The 18,578-nt window shown below is 65.4% G+C and carries 18 protein-coding genes; 5 read left to right on the plus strand and 13 right to left on the minus strand.

The features are described from left to right. The first annotated feature begins 123 nt into the window (after positions 1–123). Positions 124–621: a MarR family winged helix-turn-helix transcriptional regulator gene (locus AC3IT0_RS12420; protein ID WP_489320103.1), complete on the plus strand. Its 498-nt coding sequence runs from the start codon at positions 124–126 to the stop codon at positions 619–621. 98 nt (positions 622–719) lie between these two features. Here AC3IT0_RS12420 and AC3IT0_RS12425 read toward each other — a convergent pair whose 3' ends face one another. The 12 genes from AC3IT0_RS12425 to AC3IT0_RS12480 all read right to left on the minus strand — a co-directional run bounded on the left by AC3IT0_RS12425 (position 720) and on the right by AC3IT0_RS12480 (position 13,196). Beyond that, complete coding sequence (locus AC3IT0_RS12425; RefSeq protein WP_489320104.1) at positions 720–989, minus strand: type II toxin-antitoxin system RelE family toxin; 270 nt, start codon at positions 987–989, stop codon at positions 720–722. Further along, a complete protein-coding gene (locus AC3IT0_RS12430) occupies positions 986–1,267 on the minus strand; it encodes a type II toxin-antitoxin system Phd/YefM family antitoxin (protein ID WP_489320105.1) in 282 nt (93 codons plus the stop codon). The genes AC3IT0_RS12425 and AC3IT0_RS12430 overlap by 4 nt, the downstream gene beginning before the upstream one ends. A gap of 90 nt (positions 1,268–1,357) precedes the next feature. After that, positions 1,358–3,145, minus strand: a complete 1,788-nt coding sequence (locus AC3IT0_RS12435; RefSeq protein WP_489320106.1) for an FAD-dependent oxidoreductase — start codon at positions 3,143–3,145, stop codon at positions 1,358–1,360. Between the two features lie 12 nt (positions 3,146–3,157). Next, a complete protein-coding gene (locus AC3IT0_RS12440; protein WP_489320107.1) occupies positions 3,158–3,997 on the minus strand; it encodes an aldo/keto reductase in 840 nt (279 codons plus the stop codon). Next, a complete protein-coding gene (locus AC3IT0_RS12445) occupies positions 3,994–4,863 on the minus strand; it encodes a sugar phosphate isomerase/epimerase family protein (protein ID WP_489320108.1) in 870 nt (289 codons plus the stop codon). The genes AC3IT0_RS12440 and AC3IT0_RS12445 overlap by 4 nt, the downstream gene beginning before the upstream one ends. Further along, on the minus strand, positions 4,860–6,929 hold the full coding sequence (locus tag AC3IT0_RS12450; RefSeq protein WP_489320109.1) for an FAD-dependent oxidoreductase: 2,070 nt from the start codon (positions 6,927–6,929) through the stop codon (positions 4,860–4,862). The genes AC3IT0_RS12445 and AC3IT0_RS12450 overlap by 4 nt, the downstream gene beginning before the upstream one ends. Before the next feature lie 9 nt (positions 6,930–6,938). Continuing rightward, complete coding sequence (locus tag AC3IT0_RS12455; RefSeq protein ID WP_489320110.1) at positions 6,939–8,063, minus strand: Gfo/Idh/MocA family protein; 1,125 nt, start codon at positions 8,061–8,063, stop codon at positions 6,939–6,941. Between the two features lie 46 nt (positions 8,064–8,109). Next, positions 8,110–8,853, minus strand: coding sequence for an SDR family NAD(P)-dependent oxidoreductase (locus AC3IT0_RS12460; RefSeq protein WP_489320111.1), 744 nt, complete (start codon positions 8,851–8,853; stop codon positions 8,110–8,112). 8 nt (positions 8,854–8,861) lie between these two features. Then, positions 8,862–9,782, minus strand: coding sequence for a shikimate dehydrogenase (locus AC3IT0_RS12465; RefSeq protein WP_489320112.1), 921 nt, complete (start codon positions 9,780–9,782; stop codon positions 8,862–8,864). Continuing rightward, positions 9,779–11,164, minus strand: a complete 1,386-nt coding sequence (locus AC3IT0_RS12470) for an MFS transporter (protein ID WP_489320113.1) — start codon at positions 11,162–11,164, stop codon at positions 9,779–9,781. The genes AC3IT0_RS12465 and AC3IT0_RS12470 overlap by 4 nt, the downstream gene beginning before the upstream one ends. A 168-nt stretch (positions 11,165–11,332) precedes the next feature. Beyond that, positions 11,333–12,235, minus strand: coding sequence for a LysR family transcriptional regulator (locus AC3IT0_RS12475; RefSeq protein WP_489320114.1), 903 nt, complete (start codon positions 12,233–12,235; stop codon positions 11,333–11,335). A 67-nt stretch (positions 12,236–12,302) separates the two neighbouring features. Then, on the minus strand, positions 12,303–13,196 hold the full coding sequence (locus AC3IT0_RS12480; protein WP_489320115.1) for a ribonuclease Z: 894 nt from the start codon (positions 13,194–13,196) through the stop codon (positions 12,303–12,305). A 58-nt stretch (positions 13,197–13,254) separates the two neighbouring features. Here AC3IT0_RS12480 and AC3IT0_RS12485 point away from each other — a divergent pair, with 58 nt between their 5' ends. Both AC3IT0_RS12485 and AC3IT0_RS12490 read left to right on the plus strand, forming a co-directional pair. Then, positions 13,255–14,319: an FAD-dependent oxidoreductase gene (locus AC3IT0_RS12485; RefSeq protein ID WP_489320116.1), complete on the plus strand. Its 1,065-nt coding sequence runs from the start codon at positions 13,255–13,257 to the stop codon at positions 14,317–14,319. A 179-nt stretch (positions 14,320–14,498) separates the two neighbouring features. Then, on the plus strand, positions 14,499–15,362 hold the full coding sequence (locus AC3IT0_RS12490) for an SDR family NAD(P)-dependent oxidoreductase (protein ID WP_489320117.1): 864 nt from the start codon (positions 14,499–14,501) through the stop codon (positions 15,360–15,362). Between the two features lie 47 nt (positions 15,363–15,409). Here the strand turns inward: AC3IT0_RS12490 and AC3IT0_RS12495 are convergent, their stop codons facing one another. After that, positions 15,410–16,228, minus strand: coding sequence for a CPBP family intramembrane glutamic endopeptidase (locus AC3IT0_RS12495; RefSeq protein WP_489320118.1), 819 nt, complete (start codon positions 16,226–16,228; stop codon positions 15,410–15,412). A 203-nt stretch (positions 16,229–16,431) separates the two neighbouring features. Between AC3IT0_RS12495 and AC3IT0_RS12500 the strand changes: the two genes are divergently transcribed. Further along, the gene (locus AC3IT0_RS12500; RefSeq protein ID WP_489320119.1) at positions 16,432–16,899 is read left to right on the plus strand and encodes a DUF4383 domain-containing protein; all 468 of its coding nucleotides are present in this window, start codon (positions 16,432–16,434) and stop codon (positions 16,897–16,899) included. A gap of 147 nt (positions 16,900–17,046) precedes the next feature. After that, positions 17,047–18,576: an FAD-dependent oxidoreductase gene (locus AC3IT0_RS12505; protein WP_489320120.1), complete on the plus strand. Its 1,530-nt coding sequence runs from the start codon at positions 17,047–17,049 to the stop codon at positions 18,574–18,576. Positions 18,577–18,578: the final 2 nt, after the last annotated feature.

Raw genomic sequence — 18,578 nt, forward strand, 5'->3', positions numbered from 1 at the left:
AAGTCGGTTCAGTCCGGGAAGTACTTGAATGTTTAAGTAAATGTACCGCTCATTAGTTCACGATGCAAGTGATTTGACGGTCGTAAAACTTCATTCATGAAGTAACTGACCTAGACTTGCCCTATGGAAGATGCCAAGGAGCCCCGCTGGCTGAGCAGCGACGAACGCGACGTCTGGCTGACTCTGGTGGGCGTGATGATGAAGCTGCCCGCTGCCCTGGACGCCCAGCTGCAGCAGGACGCCGGCCTGAGCCACTTCGAGTACATGGTCCTGGCCGGCCTGTCCGAGGCCCCGGCCCGTACACGCCGGATGAGCGACCTGGCCAGCTTCACCGAGTCGGGGCTCCCACGCCTGTCCCAGGTGGTGGGCCGTCTCGAGAAGCGGGGCTGGGTGCATCGCTCCACGGACACTTCTGATAGGCGCATCACGCTTGCCACCCTGACCGACGACGGGTGGGAGAAGGTCGTCCAGATAGCTCCGGGCCACGTGGAGGCCGTCCGCAGCCTCGTGTTTGATCCCCTCACGAAGGCGCAGTCGCGCCAGCTGGGCAGCATCGGCAAGCGCATCATGAGCGCCATTGACCCGCAGGACCGCTGCCTGCGCGAAAGCGCCCCACTCTGAGACGAGCAGGGCGCTTCCTGACGGCTAAGCAACGGCTAAGCAACGGCTAAGCAACGGCTAAGCGTAAACGGTCTTTTCAACCTTCCACTGCATCAGCCTCATCTGTAAGCATCCCGACGGTGAGCAATCGCGACCACCTCGATCAAAAGGATGTCGTCAATGATCCGGTAGATGACTCTGTATTCGCCGCGTCTGGCCGAATACAGAGGATACAGAGGCCCATGTAGCTGCTTGCCCAGCCGGCGAGGATTCTCGCAGAGCGCACCCGTGATGAACTCGAATGCTGCCGCTGCCACCTTTTCCGGCAGGTCATGTGTCAGTGCGCGCCGTGCAGATTTGGAAAACCGGACGTCATACCCGCTACTCATTCTGTTCCGGCTGGAGGCCGCATGGCAGCCTTAACCTGCTCGGCGTCAAACGTGTCACCGTGTTCGAGGTCATGGAGGCCTTGGCCGATCTCTTTCACAAGCTCCGCGTCAGAGAGAATGGCCAGCGTCTCCAACATCGCATCGTAGTCATCGGCGCCCAGCAGCACAGCCGCCCGCAGTCCGTTTCGAGTAATCTCAAACCGCTCGTGCGTCTTGGACGCCTGTTCCACAAGGCGCGAGAAATTTGACCTTGCTTCTGCCACCGGAAGGGTTGTCATGTACATAATTCTAGCGCACACGAACGCGGTAGTACCTGGTCGCTGGAGGCTGCACGGCCCGTCTTACGCAGGGGCATGACTAGCCTGTAGTCATGCCGGGGCGTCGTTTGTCACCGTTCCGGATGCCGGGCTGCCGTCGTCCTCATAGTGCGTGGCGTTGGCGAGATCGCGGCCGGCGATGTATCCGAACGTCAGGGCCGGGCCGAGGTTGATTCCCCCGGCCGGGTAGTGGCCACCCATGACAGAGGCCTGATCGTTGCCGGCGACGTAGAGGCCGCCGATGGGCTGCCCGGCGTTGTCCAGGACCCGTGCGCGTGAATCTGCTGCGAGGCCCGCAAACGTGCCGAAGGATCCGGGGACGATTTTGACGGCGTAGAACGGTCCCTTTTCCAGTGGCCGCAGCGATGGGTTCGGGGTGTTCGTCGGGTCCCCGCCGTAGCGGTTGAATTCACTGGCGCCGCGGTCAAACTCCGGGTCTATTCCCCTGCGGGCGTTTTCGTTGAACTCGGCGACGGTCGCGGCGAGGGCCTGGGGATCGATGCCGCACGCTGCGGCGAGTTCCTCAAGGGTGTTGCCCTTCTTGAGGTAGCCGGAGCGCAAGTAAGGGAACAGCGGCACCGGCAGCGGCTTGGCCATGCCCAACGGGAACTTGCGCACGAATGCGGCGTCGGCGATCTGCCAGGCCTCAACGGGCTCGCCCTCAGGGGTGGCTTTGATCAGGCCTTCGACGTAGTCGTAGTAGCCATTGGCCTCATTGACGAAGCGCTTGCCGTCCCGCCGGACCCCGATACTGCCGGGCTTGGCCCGGTCCATGATGTGCGGGAACGTGCCGGTACGTCCGTTCCGGTACGGGACCAGCGAGACCGGGCACCACGCGGCCGGGGACTCCACATCCGTGTCAAAGCGGGCGCCCACCTCCTGGGCCATGGTGATGCCGTCGCCGGTGGTTTCCTTCGGTGCGAGCGTCCAATGCTCACGCCCTGTGGGGGTCTTGGGGAACAGCGCCTTGCGGCGGCCGACGTCGTTGGGGAAACCGCCGGCGGCCAGGACGACGCCGCGGGAGGCGTTGATCTGCACGTCACCGTCCGGGGAACTGACGACGGCGCCGGTCACCTTGCCGGACTCGTCGGTGAGCAGGTGCTTGGCGGGGGTGGAGACGCGGATGTCCACGCCCAGGTCATCGGCTGATTTGAGCAGCCGGCCGGTGAGCGCCGTCCCGTTGACCAGCTGCATATTGCGGCGGTGCGTGATGAGGTCCAGGAGGTGGAGTCCCACCCGCCAGCCTGCGTGGAATATGCCCTGGATGTTGCCCTGGGAGGCGGAGAGGAACTTGGTCAGGTCCGGACCTGCCATGATGCCCATGCCCAGGAATGAGGTCTCGTAGAGCTGGTGGCGCATCTTGGCGCGGAGCTCGGGCTTGATTAGGCGCGCGTTGAACGGCTTGGGCCCAACTGAACGGTTTCCGGTACCGGCGCCCGGTGTGCTGCCGTAGATGTCCTTGATCTTGGCTCCGGGCGCGAACTGCAGGCTGGTTTTTTCCTGGAAGAAGCCCACCATGTGCGGGACCGCTTCCAGGAAGGCGTCCACCCGGTCTTCCTGGTAGTGCCTGCCGAGGCAGTGACGCAGGTACGTGCGGAAAAGCTCGCGGTCCTCGTTCACTCCCGCTGACTTCGCCAGCGGGTTTCCGGGGGTCCATGCCCATCCCCCGGACCACGATGTTGCCCCGCCGCACACCTCGGCTTTTTCAACCACCACGACCTTCAGTCCGTGGTGGGCGGCGGTCACGGCGGCAGACAGACCGCCGGCGCCGGAACCCACCACCAGGACGTCACAGTCCACGCTCGAAGGTACGGATGAATTGTGCAAGGATGCAGTCATTTCAGTGCTTTCTCAGTGGAAGTAGGTGTCAGAGTCCAGGCGCGGCGGCGCACCGGTTTCGAGTGCGTCAATCGCATCGAGTTGCGCCTGTGTCAGGGCAAAGCTGAAGACGTCCAGATTCTCGCGTTGACGTTGCCGGTCCGCGGACTTGGGTATGGCCACGCGGCCGTGCTGAACGTGCCAGCGCAGGACGATCTGCACTGGTGTTTTGCCCAGGTCCCTGGCGGGGCCGCTCACTGCCGGGTGGGCCAGAAAGCCGCCGTTGCGGCCAAGGGGGCTGTAGGCCGCCGTCAGGATCCCGTTGTCGCGGTGGTACGCCAGCTGACCGGGCTGGCCGTGCTCGGGATCAACCTGGACCTGGTTCAGCGGGACGTTCAGGCCGGCGTCCTGGACGAGCCGCAGGTGGGCGGGTTTGAAGTTCGAGACACCCCAGGCCCGGATGGAGCCGTCGTCAACAAGTTCCTGCAGTCCCTCGCAGGCTTCAACGAAGCGCCCCTGGGCGGGGTTGGGCCAGTGCACCAGGAACAGGTCCACGTAGTCCGTCCCCAGCCGCTTCACGGCTTCGCCAAAGGCTTGGCGCACTCCGCTCCGGCTGTGCCATCCGGTGTTGAACTTGGTGGTCAGGAACAGCTGTTCGCGCTCGATCCCGCTGCGGCGGATCCCCTCCCCCACGGCGGCCTCATTGGCATAGTTCTCGGCGGTGTCGATATGGCGGTAGCCGCTGGCGACGGCCTGGGACACCGCCGCAGCGGCGTCTTCGCCCGTCAGAGGCCAGGTTCCCAGGCCAATGAGCGGGATACGCACACCCGGCGTCACTTCCGCCGTCGTGATCTCTTCCGCAATGCCGCTCATTTCGCCACCGCCGGGTGAAGGGTTCCTGTTTCCTGACGAGGGCCGGCCTCCGCCAGCACAGCGTCCAGGCCGGATTTGAGCCTGCGCGCCCACCCGAGCTCGCCGAGTTCCGCCACCCGCCGGTCCGACGGCGTCTCCGCACTTACCGGGAGTCCGGCAGGAAGGGCGGCCACCACCTCCGCAAGCCCGAACTCGCCCTCGCCGGGGACCTCCCGTTCCGAGCGGGATTCGATGACGAGCCCTTCGCGGCTGGTGGGCCGCTCCGCCGCCCCGTCGCACAGCTGGAGCAGCGGCACGAGGTCCGCATTGGCGCGCAGGTCTGCCCACTGGCCGGCAGCCCCGGCACCTACGTAACGGTTGAAATGCAGGGTGTCCACCACGATGTGGCAGCCGGCCTGGCGGGCAATATCCGCGGCCTGGGCGATCGAAGCAACGGGCTGGTAGGAGATCGCTTCGAGGGTGGGGGTGATTCCGAACCCGCGGCCGTCCTCAGTCATCCGGGCCAGGGTGTGGACCAGCCGGCCGGTGTCCGGGTCGGCTCCTGCCACAGTGAGGGAGCTGGCCCCCAACGCCTGGCCGGCTTCCATCATGCGCAGCCAGGCCTCCCGCTGGTCGCTGCCATCCAGCAGCAGGAATTCGATGTCCCGCACGGTCACGCCGGTGTCCCTCATCCGGGCCAGGGTCTCCCGCAGCAGCGGAGAACCCGGCTGAAGATCGTAGGGCCGTTCAGCGGGCGTCACCGGGCGGACCCGGACGCCAATAAAGTCAAAGCCGGCTTTTGCCGCGATGCCCACCAGGTCCGGCGGGGCGGTGTTGAGCAGGGACAGCTGGGCCAGGCCCAACGGCCGGGGGGTGTTCTGGGTCATGAGTTTGCTCCGTTCAGGCTCAGTTCGTTGGTGCCGGCGGACACGGGCGCCAGCAGCGCGGCGATCCGCTGTGCGGCGTCGTACCCGCTCTTGACGGCATTGGATGCGATGGCCGGCGTCTGGTCCACCACGGTTCCGGCCAGCGTCACCGGCACTCCGCCCGTGCGGCTCAGTCCCGCATCGCGGTCCGGTGCCGGCACGGAGCCATCCAGCGGAACCACGGAGCGCGAGACCAGAAGCGGTCCGGGCGCGTCAAGCCATTCACCGGCCGGCGGAAGGCCCGGACCGCTGATCCGGACGCGGGCGCCGTCGTAGCCCTCAATGGTAGAGCGCAGCCGGATCCGCACGCGGGGGTTGGCCTCAAGCCGGGGTACCGCCAGGATCTTGGCCCTGCGGCCGGATTCGGGGGCGATGACCTCCTGCGGGCCGACCAGCAGGACAGCAGTCCCGCGGTCCGCCAGGGTGTCAGCGACGCTCATGGCGACAGAGTCGGCGCCCCAGATGGTCACGGATTCCGGCAGGCCGGGGCTGGTGGCCGCGCTGCGGTCGAGGATGTCCGGATGGGCGGCGAGCCAGTCGCGTACATCCAGGACGTTCGGTGACCCGTCGCCGGCGAACCCTGCGGCCGGGCGGAAACCGCCGGTGGCGAGCACGACGGCGTCTGCTTTCGTGTGGCGGACCAGCCCGCCGACGTCGGTGGTGTCCACCGTTGTGTTCAGCCGGACGTCGATGCCGAGCCGGGCGTTCTCCTCCGCCGACCATTCGGCGAAGCGGTGGAAGTCAGGGGTGGACTTCATCCGCTCCGCGAGGGCGAACTGGCCGCCGGGGCGGGCGCCGCCGTCGAGCACGGTCACCTGTGCCCCTGCTTCGGCAAGCTCGCGGGCGGCGGTGAGGCCGGCGGGCCCGGCGCCCACCACCACCACGCGTGCACCATCACGGACGGCGGGCGTGGGGACGGGGACACGGGAGCGCCCCACCGCCGGGTTGACGGTGCAGGTGACCTGGCCGAGTCCCAGGTTGTCGATGCAGACGTTGCAGGCGATGCACGGGCGGTAGCGCTCGCCGTGCAGGACGCCGCCCACGAAAGCCGGGTCCGCGTGGATGGCGCGGGCCAGGCTGACGAAGTCGCAGGTTCCTTCGCTGAGGACCTCCTCAATGATGGCCGGGGAGTTCAGCCGGCCGGCCATGCCCAGGGGAAGGCCGAACTGGCGGTAGGCCTGGGCATAGCCGGCCAGGATGCCCGGCTTCCATTCGCCGGACTGCACGATCCACTCGCCAGCTTCGTAGCTGCCGGCAGAGAGGTCCAGGAAATCCAGGTGCTCCAAGTGGGCTTTGGCGATGATGGCCACCTGCTGTTCGGCTGAGATGCCGTCTTCAGGGCCCTCCACCACGGAGACGCGCATACCCACAATGGTGTCCGGAACTGCGGCCCTTACGGCGTCGATAACCAGGTTCATGAAATGTTCCGGCGCAGCGAACTCGTCCGAGCGGTGGTTGGAGATGGGCGACATGAACTGGTGGATCAGGTAGCCGTGGGCTCCGTGGATATTGATGACGTCGAAGCCTGCGTCCACGGCCCGGCGGGCTGCCCGGGCGTAGGCTTCCACGAGCTCATGACACTCGGCCATGGTGAGTTCCCGGGGGACTTCTCCGCCGGCCACCACACACGGCACCGGTGACGGCGCCAGGTTCTTGAAGCCGGAGACGGCGGTTTGGGCGGTGCGTCCGCCATGGTTAAGTTCGACGGCGGCGAGCGCGCCTTCCGCGTGCAGGGCGTCGGTGAGTTTCCGCAAGCCCGGGATCATGGCATCGCTGTGCAGGCCCAGCTGGTGCGTGCGGCCCTTACCGTCGGCTCGGACATAGGTGGCCTCGGTGGTGACCATCCCGAGTCCGGCCTTGGCACGGGTGACGAGATAGTCGATGTACTGCTCGGTGATGCGGCCATCCGTGGTGCCATAGTTACGTTCCATGGGAGCGGAGGCGAGGCGGTTCCGGAGGGTCTTGGGGGTGCGGCCGTTGCGGCCCAAGGTCAGGGGACGTGCGGCGTGGCGCGTGTTCTGTTCCATTGCTGTTCCTTAGCCCGCAACCGGTGCGAGGGGTCGTGTGCGGTCAGGCAGTGGGGCGGAGCGGACCGGAATGCCCGTCCGGGACGATTCGTAGATGGCCAGCAGGATCCGCAGGGCCTTCGTGGCGTCCTGGCCCGTGATGGCCGGTTCACCGCCGTCCCGGACTTGCTGGACAAAATCGCGGACCTGGGCGGTGTGGTGCGGGATCAGCTGGCCGTTGATGGTGGCCAGGTCCACGTTCGGCTGGAGTCCCTCGGGGTGGGGTGCCTCGGTGGTGATCGTCCCGGACGCGGCCCAGAGGTCCAAGCGTCCGTCGCTGCCTTCGGGGAACTCCGTGAGGGAGGCCGAGGCGCCGGTCTCCCCGGTGACGCGGAGCTGCACGCCGAGGCTCGGGGACACCGCCGTCGAGGCTTCCAAGGTGGCCATGGCGCCGGAGGCGAAGGTGATGACGGCTGTCGCTGAATCTTCCACTTCGATGTGCTGGCCATGCTTGTAGGTGTTGATTTTGCCGTAGACCTCGGCCACATCCCCCATGAACCACTGCAGCAGGTCGATGTAGTGGATGGCCTGGGTCATCAGTACGCCGCCGCCATCGCTGGCCCAGGTGCCGCGCCAGGCGTCCTGGGAGTAGTACTCGGGTTCGCGGTGCAGCATCACCGAACACTGGCCCATGATGGGCCGACCCAGAGTCCCGTCGTCGATCGCCGCGCGGATGCGCTGGGCGGCTGGCCAGAACCTGCGTTGGAAGAGAACGCCCAGCTTCACGGCAGCGTCGTCGCAGGCCTTCACCATTCGCTCCGCTGACGCCAAGTCGATCGAGATCGGTTTCTCGCAGAGCACGTGGACACCGGCTGCTGCGGCCTGCAGCACCACATCTTCGTGGGTGGGGTGCGGCGTGCAGACCGAGACAATGTCCAGGTCCAGGTCCAGGAGTTCCTGGACTGTATTCACGGCGGCCGGGATCCCCCATGCCGCAGCGGTAGCACGGGCGCGGTCCGGGTCGATGTCGCAGACGCCCACGATTTCGAGGTCATCCAGGGCGTGGAATGCCTCCAGATGGTTGCGGGAGATCGCCCCGCAACCTGCGATTCCAACGCGGAGGGTGCGGGTGGTGACGGATGATGAGGTGGTCATCGTAAAGGGCCATCCTTCTGGTGCTGGTGGGAAGCTGTGGTGCGGGCTAGTAGGTGGCCCGGCCACCGGAAAGGTCGAAAACGAAGCCTGTTGTGTAGGAGGCCGCCGGTGAAACGATGAATTCGATGAGTGCGGCCGCTTCTGCGGGTGTCCCGAACCTGCCCATCGGGATCTTGGTGGCCTGCGCCGCCTGTTGTTCGGCCGGAACTTCGGCAAATAGCGGGGTCATCACATTGCCCGGGGCGAGCGCGTTGACCGTGACGCCGGACAGTGCGAACTCCTTGGCGAGTGACTTGACCAGGCCCAGAATGCCGGCCTTGCTGGCTGAGTAGGCGGGCATGTTGACCACGCCTTCCTTGCCTGCCGTCGACGAAATGTGGAGCAGGCGCCCGTAGCCCGCTTCGGCCATCCTCGGCAAAACGGCCTGGGAGACGATGAATGCCCCCGTCAGGTTGATCCTCATGATGCGTTCGAAATCTTCGACCGAGAGGGTAAGGGCCGAGGCCACCGGTCCAAGGATGCCCGCGCAATTCACCACCGCGTCCAGCCCGCCCATTTCCTGCGCCGCTGCGGAAACGGCTGCAGCAACGGACACTGGGTCTGTGACGTCCATGGCGATTGATGACGTGCCGGGTTCCCCGGGCCAGCTGGCTGACGGCAGGTCCGCTCCGACGACGGCGGCGCCGGACGCCCTCAGACGTTCCGCCGTCGCCCGCCCGATTCCGCTGGCTGCCCCGAAAACGAGGCAGCGGGACTCGGCGACGGTGCCGGGTGATGTCTTTGGATTCATGGTTCTCCTCAACGGACGGCTGAGCCTGCAGCTTGGCGGAACGTGGTGAGCATACGGTCGGCATCGGCGGGGGTGCCGGTGAAGAGCTCGAATGCTGCGGCTGCCTGCCCCACCACCATTCGTCCGCCGTCAAGTACGGCGCAGCCCAATTTGCGCGCGGCCGTGATCAGCTGGGTTTCGAGCGGCCGGTAGATCACATCCGCCACCCAAAGCCTTGGGTGGATCAGGGCGGGATCCAGGGGAAGACCGGGGTGCCCGGTCATGCCGATTGGCGTGGTGTTCACCAATCCATCGGCATCCCCGATGCTCCCGGCGACAGAGTCCGTCCGGGTCGCGGACACCTCGCTGTGCGGAAAATGCGGGGCCAGCCTGGCCGCGAGGCTCTCGGCGCGGGCCGGTTCGATGTCTGCGATGACCAGGTGCCGGGCTCCGGCGCTGAGGAGCCCGAAGGCTACTGCCGCTCCGGCTCCTCCCGCACCGATCTGCACCACCGAGTTGGTGGCGGCGGACGGGAGGCCGGCCCGGAAGCCGCCGATAAAGCCGGTGTGGTCGGTGTTGTGACCCACTGCTTTGCCGTCGCGGAACGTGATGGTGTTCACCGCGCCGAGGATGCGGGCATCCGGGGAGAGCTCGTCCAGTCCGTCCTGCACCAGTTGCTTGCTCGGGTGGGTGACGTTGAGACCGTCATATCCGAGGTCAGCTGCATTCCGGACCAGCGCTGCGGACCTGTCGGCATGCTGGCCCAGGACGTCGAGGTCGATGACGCGGTAGGTGTAGGCCAGGCCCAATCTGTCAGCCTCCGCTTCGTGGAGGCCCGGGGTAAGTGAGCCGCCGATGCCCGCGCCGAGCAATCCCACAACGAATCGGTGATTCGTATCAGCTGCACGCGGCTGAAACGCCCACGTGTCCGCCAGGGTTTGCTGGCTCACGCCCGTGCCTTGTCTGCAGTGGCAGGTGCAGTGCCATCCGACGGGACGGACGACGGCGCGTGGTTCCGCGCATCGGATTTCTTCAGTCCCAGCAGGGCTGTCGGAGTCTTGAACGTCTCGGGTGCCATGAGCGCTGCTATCGCGGACACGGCACAGGCCAGGGCCGCAAACGTTGCCACGGGAACCCAGTTGGCCTTGTCGCCACCGATCAGCAGCTCGGAAATCACCGGGGCGAATCCGGCCAGAAGCAGTCCGAACATGAGGCTGATGGCCATACCCGAGTAGCGGACCTTGACGGGGAACTGCTCCGGGAAGTAGGCGGGGTAGATGGAGTTCGAACCGGTGTAGGCAACACCGATCAGCAGGATGCCGGTGAGGAAGATCAGGGGAACATTGGCGGCTGACAGGGCCGAGAAGAATACGTAGATCATCCCGCCCTGAAGCACCAGGGCGGAGACGAAGACGGGTTTGCGGCCGATCCGGTCCGACAGGATGCCGGCCAGCGGGCCCATGGCGACTGCGGCCAGGTTGGCTACGGCGATCACAGTCAGCATCAGTCCTTTTTCTACACCGACGACGGAGGTGGCGTAGGAGAGAGCGAAGACGTTGATGATGGTGTTGATGATGGTGAACAGCGACATCGCGGTAACACGGATGACGGTGACCCAGTGGTGCCGGAACAGGGTGACAATCGGTACTTTGACCACTTCATCGTGCTCTTTGACTTCCGCGAACACCGGGGGCTCTTCGAGGAGCCGGCGGAGCACAAAGGCGACGACGGTGACTACGGCGCTGGCAAGGAAGGGGATGCGCCAGCCCCAGGCAAGCAGCTGGTCCTCGGGCATGGACGCCACGGGAATGAAGACGAGGGTGGAGAGCACGATGCCGAACATGATGCCGCTCATCGTCCAGCTCGTGTAGAAGGCGCGCTTCCGGTCGGGTGCGTGCTCCAGGGTGAGGGAGCTTGAACCGGGCGATTCGCCGCCCGCCGACAGTCCCTGAAGAAGCCGAAGAAGGACAATGAGGATGGGCGCTGCCATGCCGACCTGGCTGTAGGTGGGCAGGCAGCCGATGAGGAAGGTTGACGTGCCCATCAGCAGGAGGGTGAGCAGCAGTACTTTCTTGCGGCCGAATTTGTCGCCGAGGTGGCCGCAGATCACGGCCCCGAGCGGACGGGCGATGTATGCAACGCCGACAGTTGCGAATGACAGCAGCATCGCCGAAGGGCCGGGGGCGAAGAACAGCTTTCCGAAGATCAGCGCGGCCGCGGAGCCGAAGATGAAGAAGTCGTAGTACTCAAGCGCGCTGCCCACGAACCCCGAGACTGCTGCGATCTTCGCATTGTTTTTCGGGCGTTTTGGCGCCGATGTCGACATTGACATGGTGTTCCCTTCGTGTGACTGGGACCGTTGCGAGGGCACCTTGCGTGGGCCGTGCTGCGAAACGGTTCGCCGCGATGTGCGGCTCCTACATCCAGTGTGGCTGTCATCACTTTGTTAGTCCACGACTAAAATGATCTATCACTATGCTGTTATTGGACTATATTGCGCTCATTTGTTGATAGCGGGAAAGATCTCTTCGACGACGGCGAGCACGGCCGCCAGCACGGCGGAATCATTCTCGGAAGACCAGGCGATGGCGTGATTCATGTAGTGCTGCGGCTCATCCAGGGCCACGTACGTCGCGCCGGAGGGAATGATGCCCGCTATTCCGCTGCTCATCAGCGTGACGCCAACACCGGCGGCCACAAAGGTCAGAACCATGTACGGATCCGACATCTCCTGGACAATGCGCGGTCGGAATCCCGCGGCCATGCAGGATGCGAGCATCACTTCAGTCATCGAGGACGATCCGTCCGTTGGCGGCGAGATGAAGTCGTCACCCGCCAGTGCCTGCAGTGGTATCGACTTCTCCTGCGCCAGCGGATGATCCAACGGGAGTACCGCCCCGATTTCCTCGCTGGCAACCAGCCGGGTCATCACCGTGGGCACCGGGGATTCGGGAAGGCCGACGAAGGCAAGGTCAAGCGTGCCGTTTGCGACGCTTGCCAACCCATCGGCTGTCCGCACCCTGCTGGTGAGGTCCAGCTTGATGTCGGGATGCCGCCGCCGCACAGCGCGGGTGAGGGGCGGGAGAGTCAAATGGTTCACAGCACCGGAGAAACCGATTCTGATGTTGCCCCGGATACCGGCAACCTCCGCCTGGGCGGCCTCGCGGGCCAGGCGCATCTCCTGGAGCACACGGTACGCACGCGGAAGGAGGGCGTACCCCGCCGGCGTAAGCGCCACGCTTCTGGTGTTGCGCTCAAAAAGCCGCGTCCCGAGGTCAGTCTCAAGCTTCCGGATCGTCTGGCTCAGCGGTGATTGCGACGTGTGCAGACGCAGCGCCGCCCGGCCAAAGTGGAGTTCTTCCGCAACCGCAACGAATGCTTCAAGCCATCGGATCTCAGTCATGTACTCAGAATGTACACTCTGATGTCCGAAACGTACGAGGCATCAGGGCAGGACGTCCTGACTTGGATTAGGACCAGTGCCGCCGTTTGGGAAAAGGGATCCGGTCCAGGTCATTTGCCGCTACCACGGCCGCCTCGCCGGCACGGGCCCTGGCCTGCTCGGCGAGCGCCGTGACGTCGTCGCCGTACCGTGACGAGAAGTGTGTGAGGACAAGCGTTCCGACGGCGGCGCTGGCCGCCAACTCCCCCGCCTGCCCCGCAGTGAGGTGACCGTACTCCTTGGCGAGATCAGCGTCGTCGTCGCTGAAGGTGGACTCAACCACGAGGAGATCGACGCCGTCGGCCAGTTCCTCGGCACCGGCACACAGTGCCGTGTCCATGACAAAGGCGAAGCGCTGGCCGGGACGGGGAACGCTCACGTCCACCAGCCGTACGCCTGCCAGGCTTCCGTCGCGCTGCAGGCGCCCGACGGCCGGACCCGAAATGCCGGCCGCCGCCAGCCTTTCCGGGAGGAGACTGCGCCCATCGGGTTCAGTCAGCCTGTAGCCATAGGTCTCTATGCGGTGCCGCAGCGGCCGGACCTCAAGGCCGGGTGAGATCGTTTCCGCACCACCATGCGGGTGAAGCTTCAGGTCAATCCCCGGCGTGCTGATGGCTACGAGCGCGCGGACCACATCCTCACCCGAGGCGGGATAGTGCAGATGGACCAGATGGCTCACGCCGTCCAGAGCCATGCGTGACAGTACGCCGGGCAGCCCGAAACAGTGGTCACCGTGCATGTGGGTGAGGCAAATGCGCGTAATCTGCGTGGCCGACACGCCGGCACGGATCATCTGCCGCTGGGTCCCTTCGCCGGGATCGAAAAGCAGGCCCTCGCCGTCCCAACGCAACAAGTACCCGTTCTGGTTGCGGGTCCGCGTCGGGACTTGGGAGGCTGTGCCGAGGACGACAACTTCACGCATGAGAGCAATCCTCGCAGGTCCGGCGGCTTTGGGTGAGTGGGGTCTGTACCCTTGAGGCGTGGGACATTCAGCGGTCATCATCGGCGCGGGAATCGGCGGCCTGAGCACGGCACGTGCGCTGAAGCGTCACGGCTGGTCAGTGACTGTTTTGGAGCAGGCTGCGGCCCTGCCGACGTCGGGCACCATGCTGGGCATGTGGCCGGCTGCGATGAAGGCCCTCGACAGCATTGGTGTTGACGCCTCAAGCCGCACTGACGGCTGGGCGCATATCGCCTCCGGCGCAGGAACCCGGCTCTGGACGCCGGCCGGGCGGACGCTGGTGGCAGCCCCCGGCGGCGCCGACCTGAACCTGGTCTCCCGGCCCGCGTTGCTCGCCGCGCTTGCCCGGGACATTGACATCAGCTTCAGCATGCAGATTGTCGACGCCGGACAGCTGGACGATGCAGAGCTGGTGGTTGGTGCCGACGGCACGTTCAGCCGCACCCGGCAGCGGATGTTCGGTGACCGGTTCCGCGCCCGGTCGCTTGGAGCTGTCGCATGGCGGGGCACCGTCAAGGGGTCCGTGGCCGAATACGGCGAGACCTGGGCCCCTGGGGCGCTGTTCGGCATTACGCCAGCAGGTCCTGATGCGACCAACTGGTATGCCTGCATCCGAGCGGACCAGACGTTTGAAGGACCGCACCTGGCGCACATCGTGAACCATTTCGGGTCCTGGCACCCCGGCGTGCGCGGGCTCATTGACAGGATCGAAGAAGATGCCGTCCTGCACCATGGGCTCTTCGAGGCGCCGAAGTTGCCGCGGTACATCACCGGGAACACAGCGCTGGTGGGCGACTCCGCCCACGCCATGGCGCCCTTCCTCGGACGCGGCGCCTGCGAGGCCATAGTCGATGGAGCCACCCTGGGGCGGTACATGGCGCCGGCCGCATCTGTTGAGGCGGGTCTGGCCGGGTTCGATCGCGAGCGCAGGGCTCGGACGCAGCGGCTGGTCCTGGCCTCGCGCCTGATGGGCCAATTCGCCATGCTGGATACCGGCTCGGGAATCCGCAACGCCGCGGTTGGTACCGTCGGCCGGCTGGTGAATCCGCGGCCACGGCGGGATCCCATGCTCCCGCGTCACTAGGAAATCACAGTGAGATTGGGCGAAAGGCCGCTGCGGCTGGTGGTGTAAGCAAGATGTCTGGCCAATCCGGCTCGCGTGTGTTGTGATTTTGACTAGCCGAGGAACAGCGCCGGGAATCCCCGGCTCCACGGCGGCCTCATCGTTACGACAAAGATGGCAACGCGTCAGGAGGCGAGGCGATGGCATCCATGGACGGGACCGTGGCCCTGGTGACGGGCGCGGCCGGCGGCTTGGGAAACGCCGTGGCAACCGGCCTTGCACGCGAAGGTTCCACGGTCGTCTTGGTGGGACGCTCAACAGCCCGGGCCAACGAGGCGATAGAGGGCATTCGCCGGCACGTTCCAGGCGCCAAACTTGAGCCACTGGCCTGTGACCTCTCAGACCAGGCCTCGATACATACGGCGGCTGCTGACTTCCTGTCCCGCCACGACCGGCTCGACGTGCTGGTCAACGCAGCGGGCGTGTTCCGCAAGGAGCGTCAGGTAACCCGCGATGGCATGGAACTGACCTTCGCCACCAACGTGATGGCCTACTTCCTGCTGACCAACCTGCTGCTGGACGCGCTCACGCGCCGCGCAGCCGCACCACCCGGCAATTCCCGTATCGTCAACATCGCGTCCCGGTACGGCAATACCAGGCTGAACTTCGATGACCTCCAGACTGCAAGCGGCAAGTACAGCTACCTTCGCTCGACGCCGCCCACAATGCTCGCCCGGGTTTTGCTCACGCAGGAGTTCGCTGAGCGCCTGCGCGGCTCGGGCGTGGTCGCCAACGCCGCCCATCCGGGGCTGGTCAAGAACACGACGCTGCTACAGGACGTCGGAGGCCCTTTCCGCTGGATCACGAACACCTTCGGCGCACCGGCCGAGAAGGCAGCGGACACACCGCTCTGGCTCGCCACGTCAAATGAAACAGCGGGAGTCTCCGGAAAGCTATGGGCCAAGCGCAAGGAGCTCCCGACGCCCGGAATGGGATCGGACCCCGAAGCCCGGAAGCGCTTGTGGGACGCGTGCGCGCACCTGGCCGGGATGAGGGCCACGTGAAAGTCTCTGTTGCGCCAGCCAGTGCGACGATCGGGATAGGCCGGCCATCAATATAGGAAGATTGGCAGCCAGTCGCGGTTGTGCGCGTGCACCAGCGCGAGGAACAGCACGAAGTCGAAGACCAAGTGCACCGTCACCACATAGGTGAACGACTTGGTCAGCTTGAAGGTGTACCCCTGGAGCAGCGCGAACGGGAACGTCAGGAGCGGGCCCCAGGCCATGTAGCCGATCTCCCAAAGGAATGACGAGAAGACGACGGCCTGCAGAATGTTGGCGAGCCAGTCCGGGAAGTGCCGCCGGAGCAGAGTGAAGGTGGTGCAGATGAAGAACAGCTCGTCCCAGATCCCAACAGCGTTCACGCCGAGAAAAAGGCGCCAGAAGATGGTGGGGTCGGACGCGTCCGGCCAGTTCTGATATACCCCTGTGCGTATCAGATACACGGGCAGAATCAAGTAACCGAGTGCCACAACGGCGACCAGGTACAGCTTCGCGCTCAACGGCCATTTGCGGCCCGTGTTCACCGGAAACTTGATGATCCTCTCGCGGTAGACGAAACGGGACACCAGCCACGGCACCAGCACTGCCAACGCGAGGGCACTACCCATGAGCGTCATGTGCGGGATGCTCAAATCAGCGTTCAGCGGTACCAGGCTGATGATCAGCATTCCCGCCGCAATCAACGCGAGGTGCCGCAGGAGTTCGTGGTCGATGACTGCGGCGGTGACCAGGCTCAACGCAAGCATGCTGTAGCCCATGAGGTCGTGCTCGACACCGAATAGCAGCACTCCGGACACCGACAGCAGGACCGCTGGCAACAGTTTCCAGGTGAGCGCGGTACGGATGGGTTGCGTCGAGATCGAGGTCACACCACCAGCATGTCAGCGACGGTCACTTCTGGAAAAGGTGGCCGCGGCGGATCGCCGTCTGGGCGAGGCCCCATTCTCTGTTTCCCCTGCCCACACGCGGTTTTCCGGAGTACGATATGGGCGTCGGCAGGATTCCTGCGACTCCTTGCCGCGAGACCGGTTCGCCATCAGATGAACCGGTAATCAGTGCGAAAGGGAAGGCCATGACTACCGCTTCACACCCTGCGCAGCACCACATGATGGGGTTGACGCTTCACAACACCGCCCTCGGTATTGGTGCGGTTTTCCTGCTGGTTGGAGTTCTCGGGTTCATCCCGGGAATCACCACCAATTACGGCGCCATGACCCTTGCGGGACACGAGTCCGGGGCCATGCTCCTTGGAGTCTTCCAGGTGTCAGTGCTGCACAACATCGTGCATCTGCTGTTCGGTGTGGCTGGCATTGCGATGGCGCGGACCAACCCGATGGCCCGCTTGTTCCTGCTTGGCGGCGGCATTGTTTACCTGGTCCTGTGGATCTACGGCCTGGTCATCGACATGAACGCGGCTGCCAACTTCGTCCCGTTCAACACTGCCGACAACTGGCTGCACCTGGTTCTGGGCCTCGGTATGGTGGGCCTGGGCCTTTGGCTCGGCAAGGATGCCATGGAGAAGAAGGGAAGCACCCCATAGCGCCACGGTTCGTGGAAAACCGACGACGGCGGCAGTCCCCAGGGCGCGAAATCCCCGGGACGGTCGCCGTCGGCTCCCCCGGCGTCGGCTACTGCTGACGCAGCCTTAACACAGCCGAGTAGTACAGGGTGAACCTGAGGTGACGCAGTGAATGCCGCATCGAACAGCGGACGGCCGGAAGGTGAACCCGTCTCCCTCTGGGTCGCGACCGCCGGAACCACCGATTATCCCGTCTTGCGCGGGGATCTGCGGGTCGACGTCGCGGTCATCGGGGCGGGCATCGCGGGGCTGACCGCCGCGTTGGCGCTCAAGCGTAAAGGCCGGACCGTCGCGGTCATCGACACCGCCCGCGTGGGAACCGGCGTCACCGGCCACACCACCGGCAAGGTCACGTCCCTTCACCGCCTTGCCTATACCGAACTTGCACGCAAACACGGCGACGCGACCGCCCGCATGTATGGGCAGGCGAATCAGTCGGCAGTCGAACACGTCGCGCAGCTGGTGGCAGAGGAAGCCATCGACTGTGACTTCCGCCGCGTCGCCAACTACACCTACGCCGAAACCGAAGACAGGCTCGACCTTGTGCGCGTCGAAGCCAACCTTGCGGCCGGGTTCGGCCTGCCCGCCGCCTACACCACCGATGTGCCACTGCCTTTCCCGGTCAAGGGTGCGGTCCGATTTGACGGGCAGGGGCAGATCCATGCCGTGAAATATCTCCAGGGTCTCGCCCGTTCGGTCAATGGTGGGGGCAGCTTCGTCTTCGAGCGGACCCGGGCTCTACGAATCCACGACGGCTCCCCTGCCGTCGTCGATACCGAACACGCCACCCTCCGGGCCCGCGACGTCATCGTCGCCACGAATGTGCCGTTCGGCGGTCAGGGCCTGTTCTACCTGCGGTGTCATCCGCACCGCTCCTACCTTGTCGCCGGACGCGTGGACACCGCCCCGCTGGATGCCACGTTCATCAGCGCCGACGAACCGATGCGCTCCATTCTGACCGCCAGCGTCAACGGCACAAGCTACGTGCTCACCGGCGGCGAGGGCCACCGCGTGTCCGAGTCCGGCGATACTGCCGCGCGGTACCGCAGACTCGCAGCCTTCGCCCACGACCGCCTCGGCGTGGATAAGGTCGCCTACCGCTGGTCAACACAGGACGGCATCCCGCTCGACGGGCTGCCCTACGCCGGACTCATGTCCCCCACTGCAAAACACGTCTACGTGATCACCGGTCTGCGCAAATGGGGCCTGTCCAACGGAACTGCCGCCGCCCTCATTCTCGCCGACACCCTCAGCGGCCGGGAGAACCCCTGGGCCTCCGTGTTCAACAGCAACCGGATTACCCCGGCGGCCAGCGCGGGACGGTTCATGAAGGAGAACGTCAAGACTGTGGCAGCTGTCCTGGCCGGAAAACTCCGGAGGCTGCCAGGCCACACGGAACTGTCCCCAGGAGAGGGGAAAGTCGTCACCGTCAACGGCGCGAGCACCGCCGTCTACAAGGACGCGGACGGGCAGGTCCACGCCGTCTCCGCCACGTGTACCCACCTTGGCTGCACGGTGGGCTTCAACACCGCCGATGCCACCTGGGACTGCCCCTGCCACGGCTCCCGGTTCTCCACCGACGGCACCGTCATCCAGGGGCCCGCCGCCAAGAACCTCCCACCCGCACCGGCGCCCTGACG

Source organism: Pseudarthrobacter sp. KH_020_B (genome assembly GCF_057840185.1).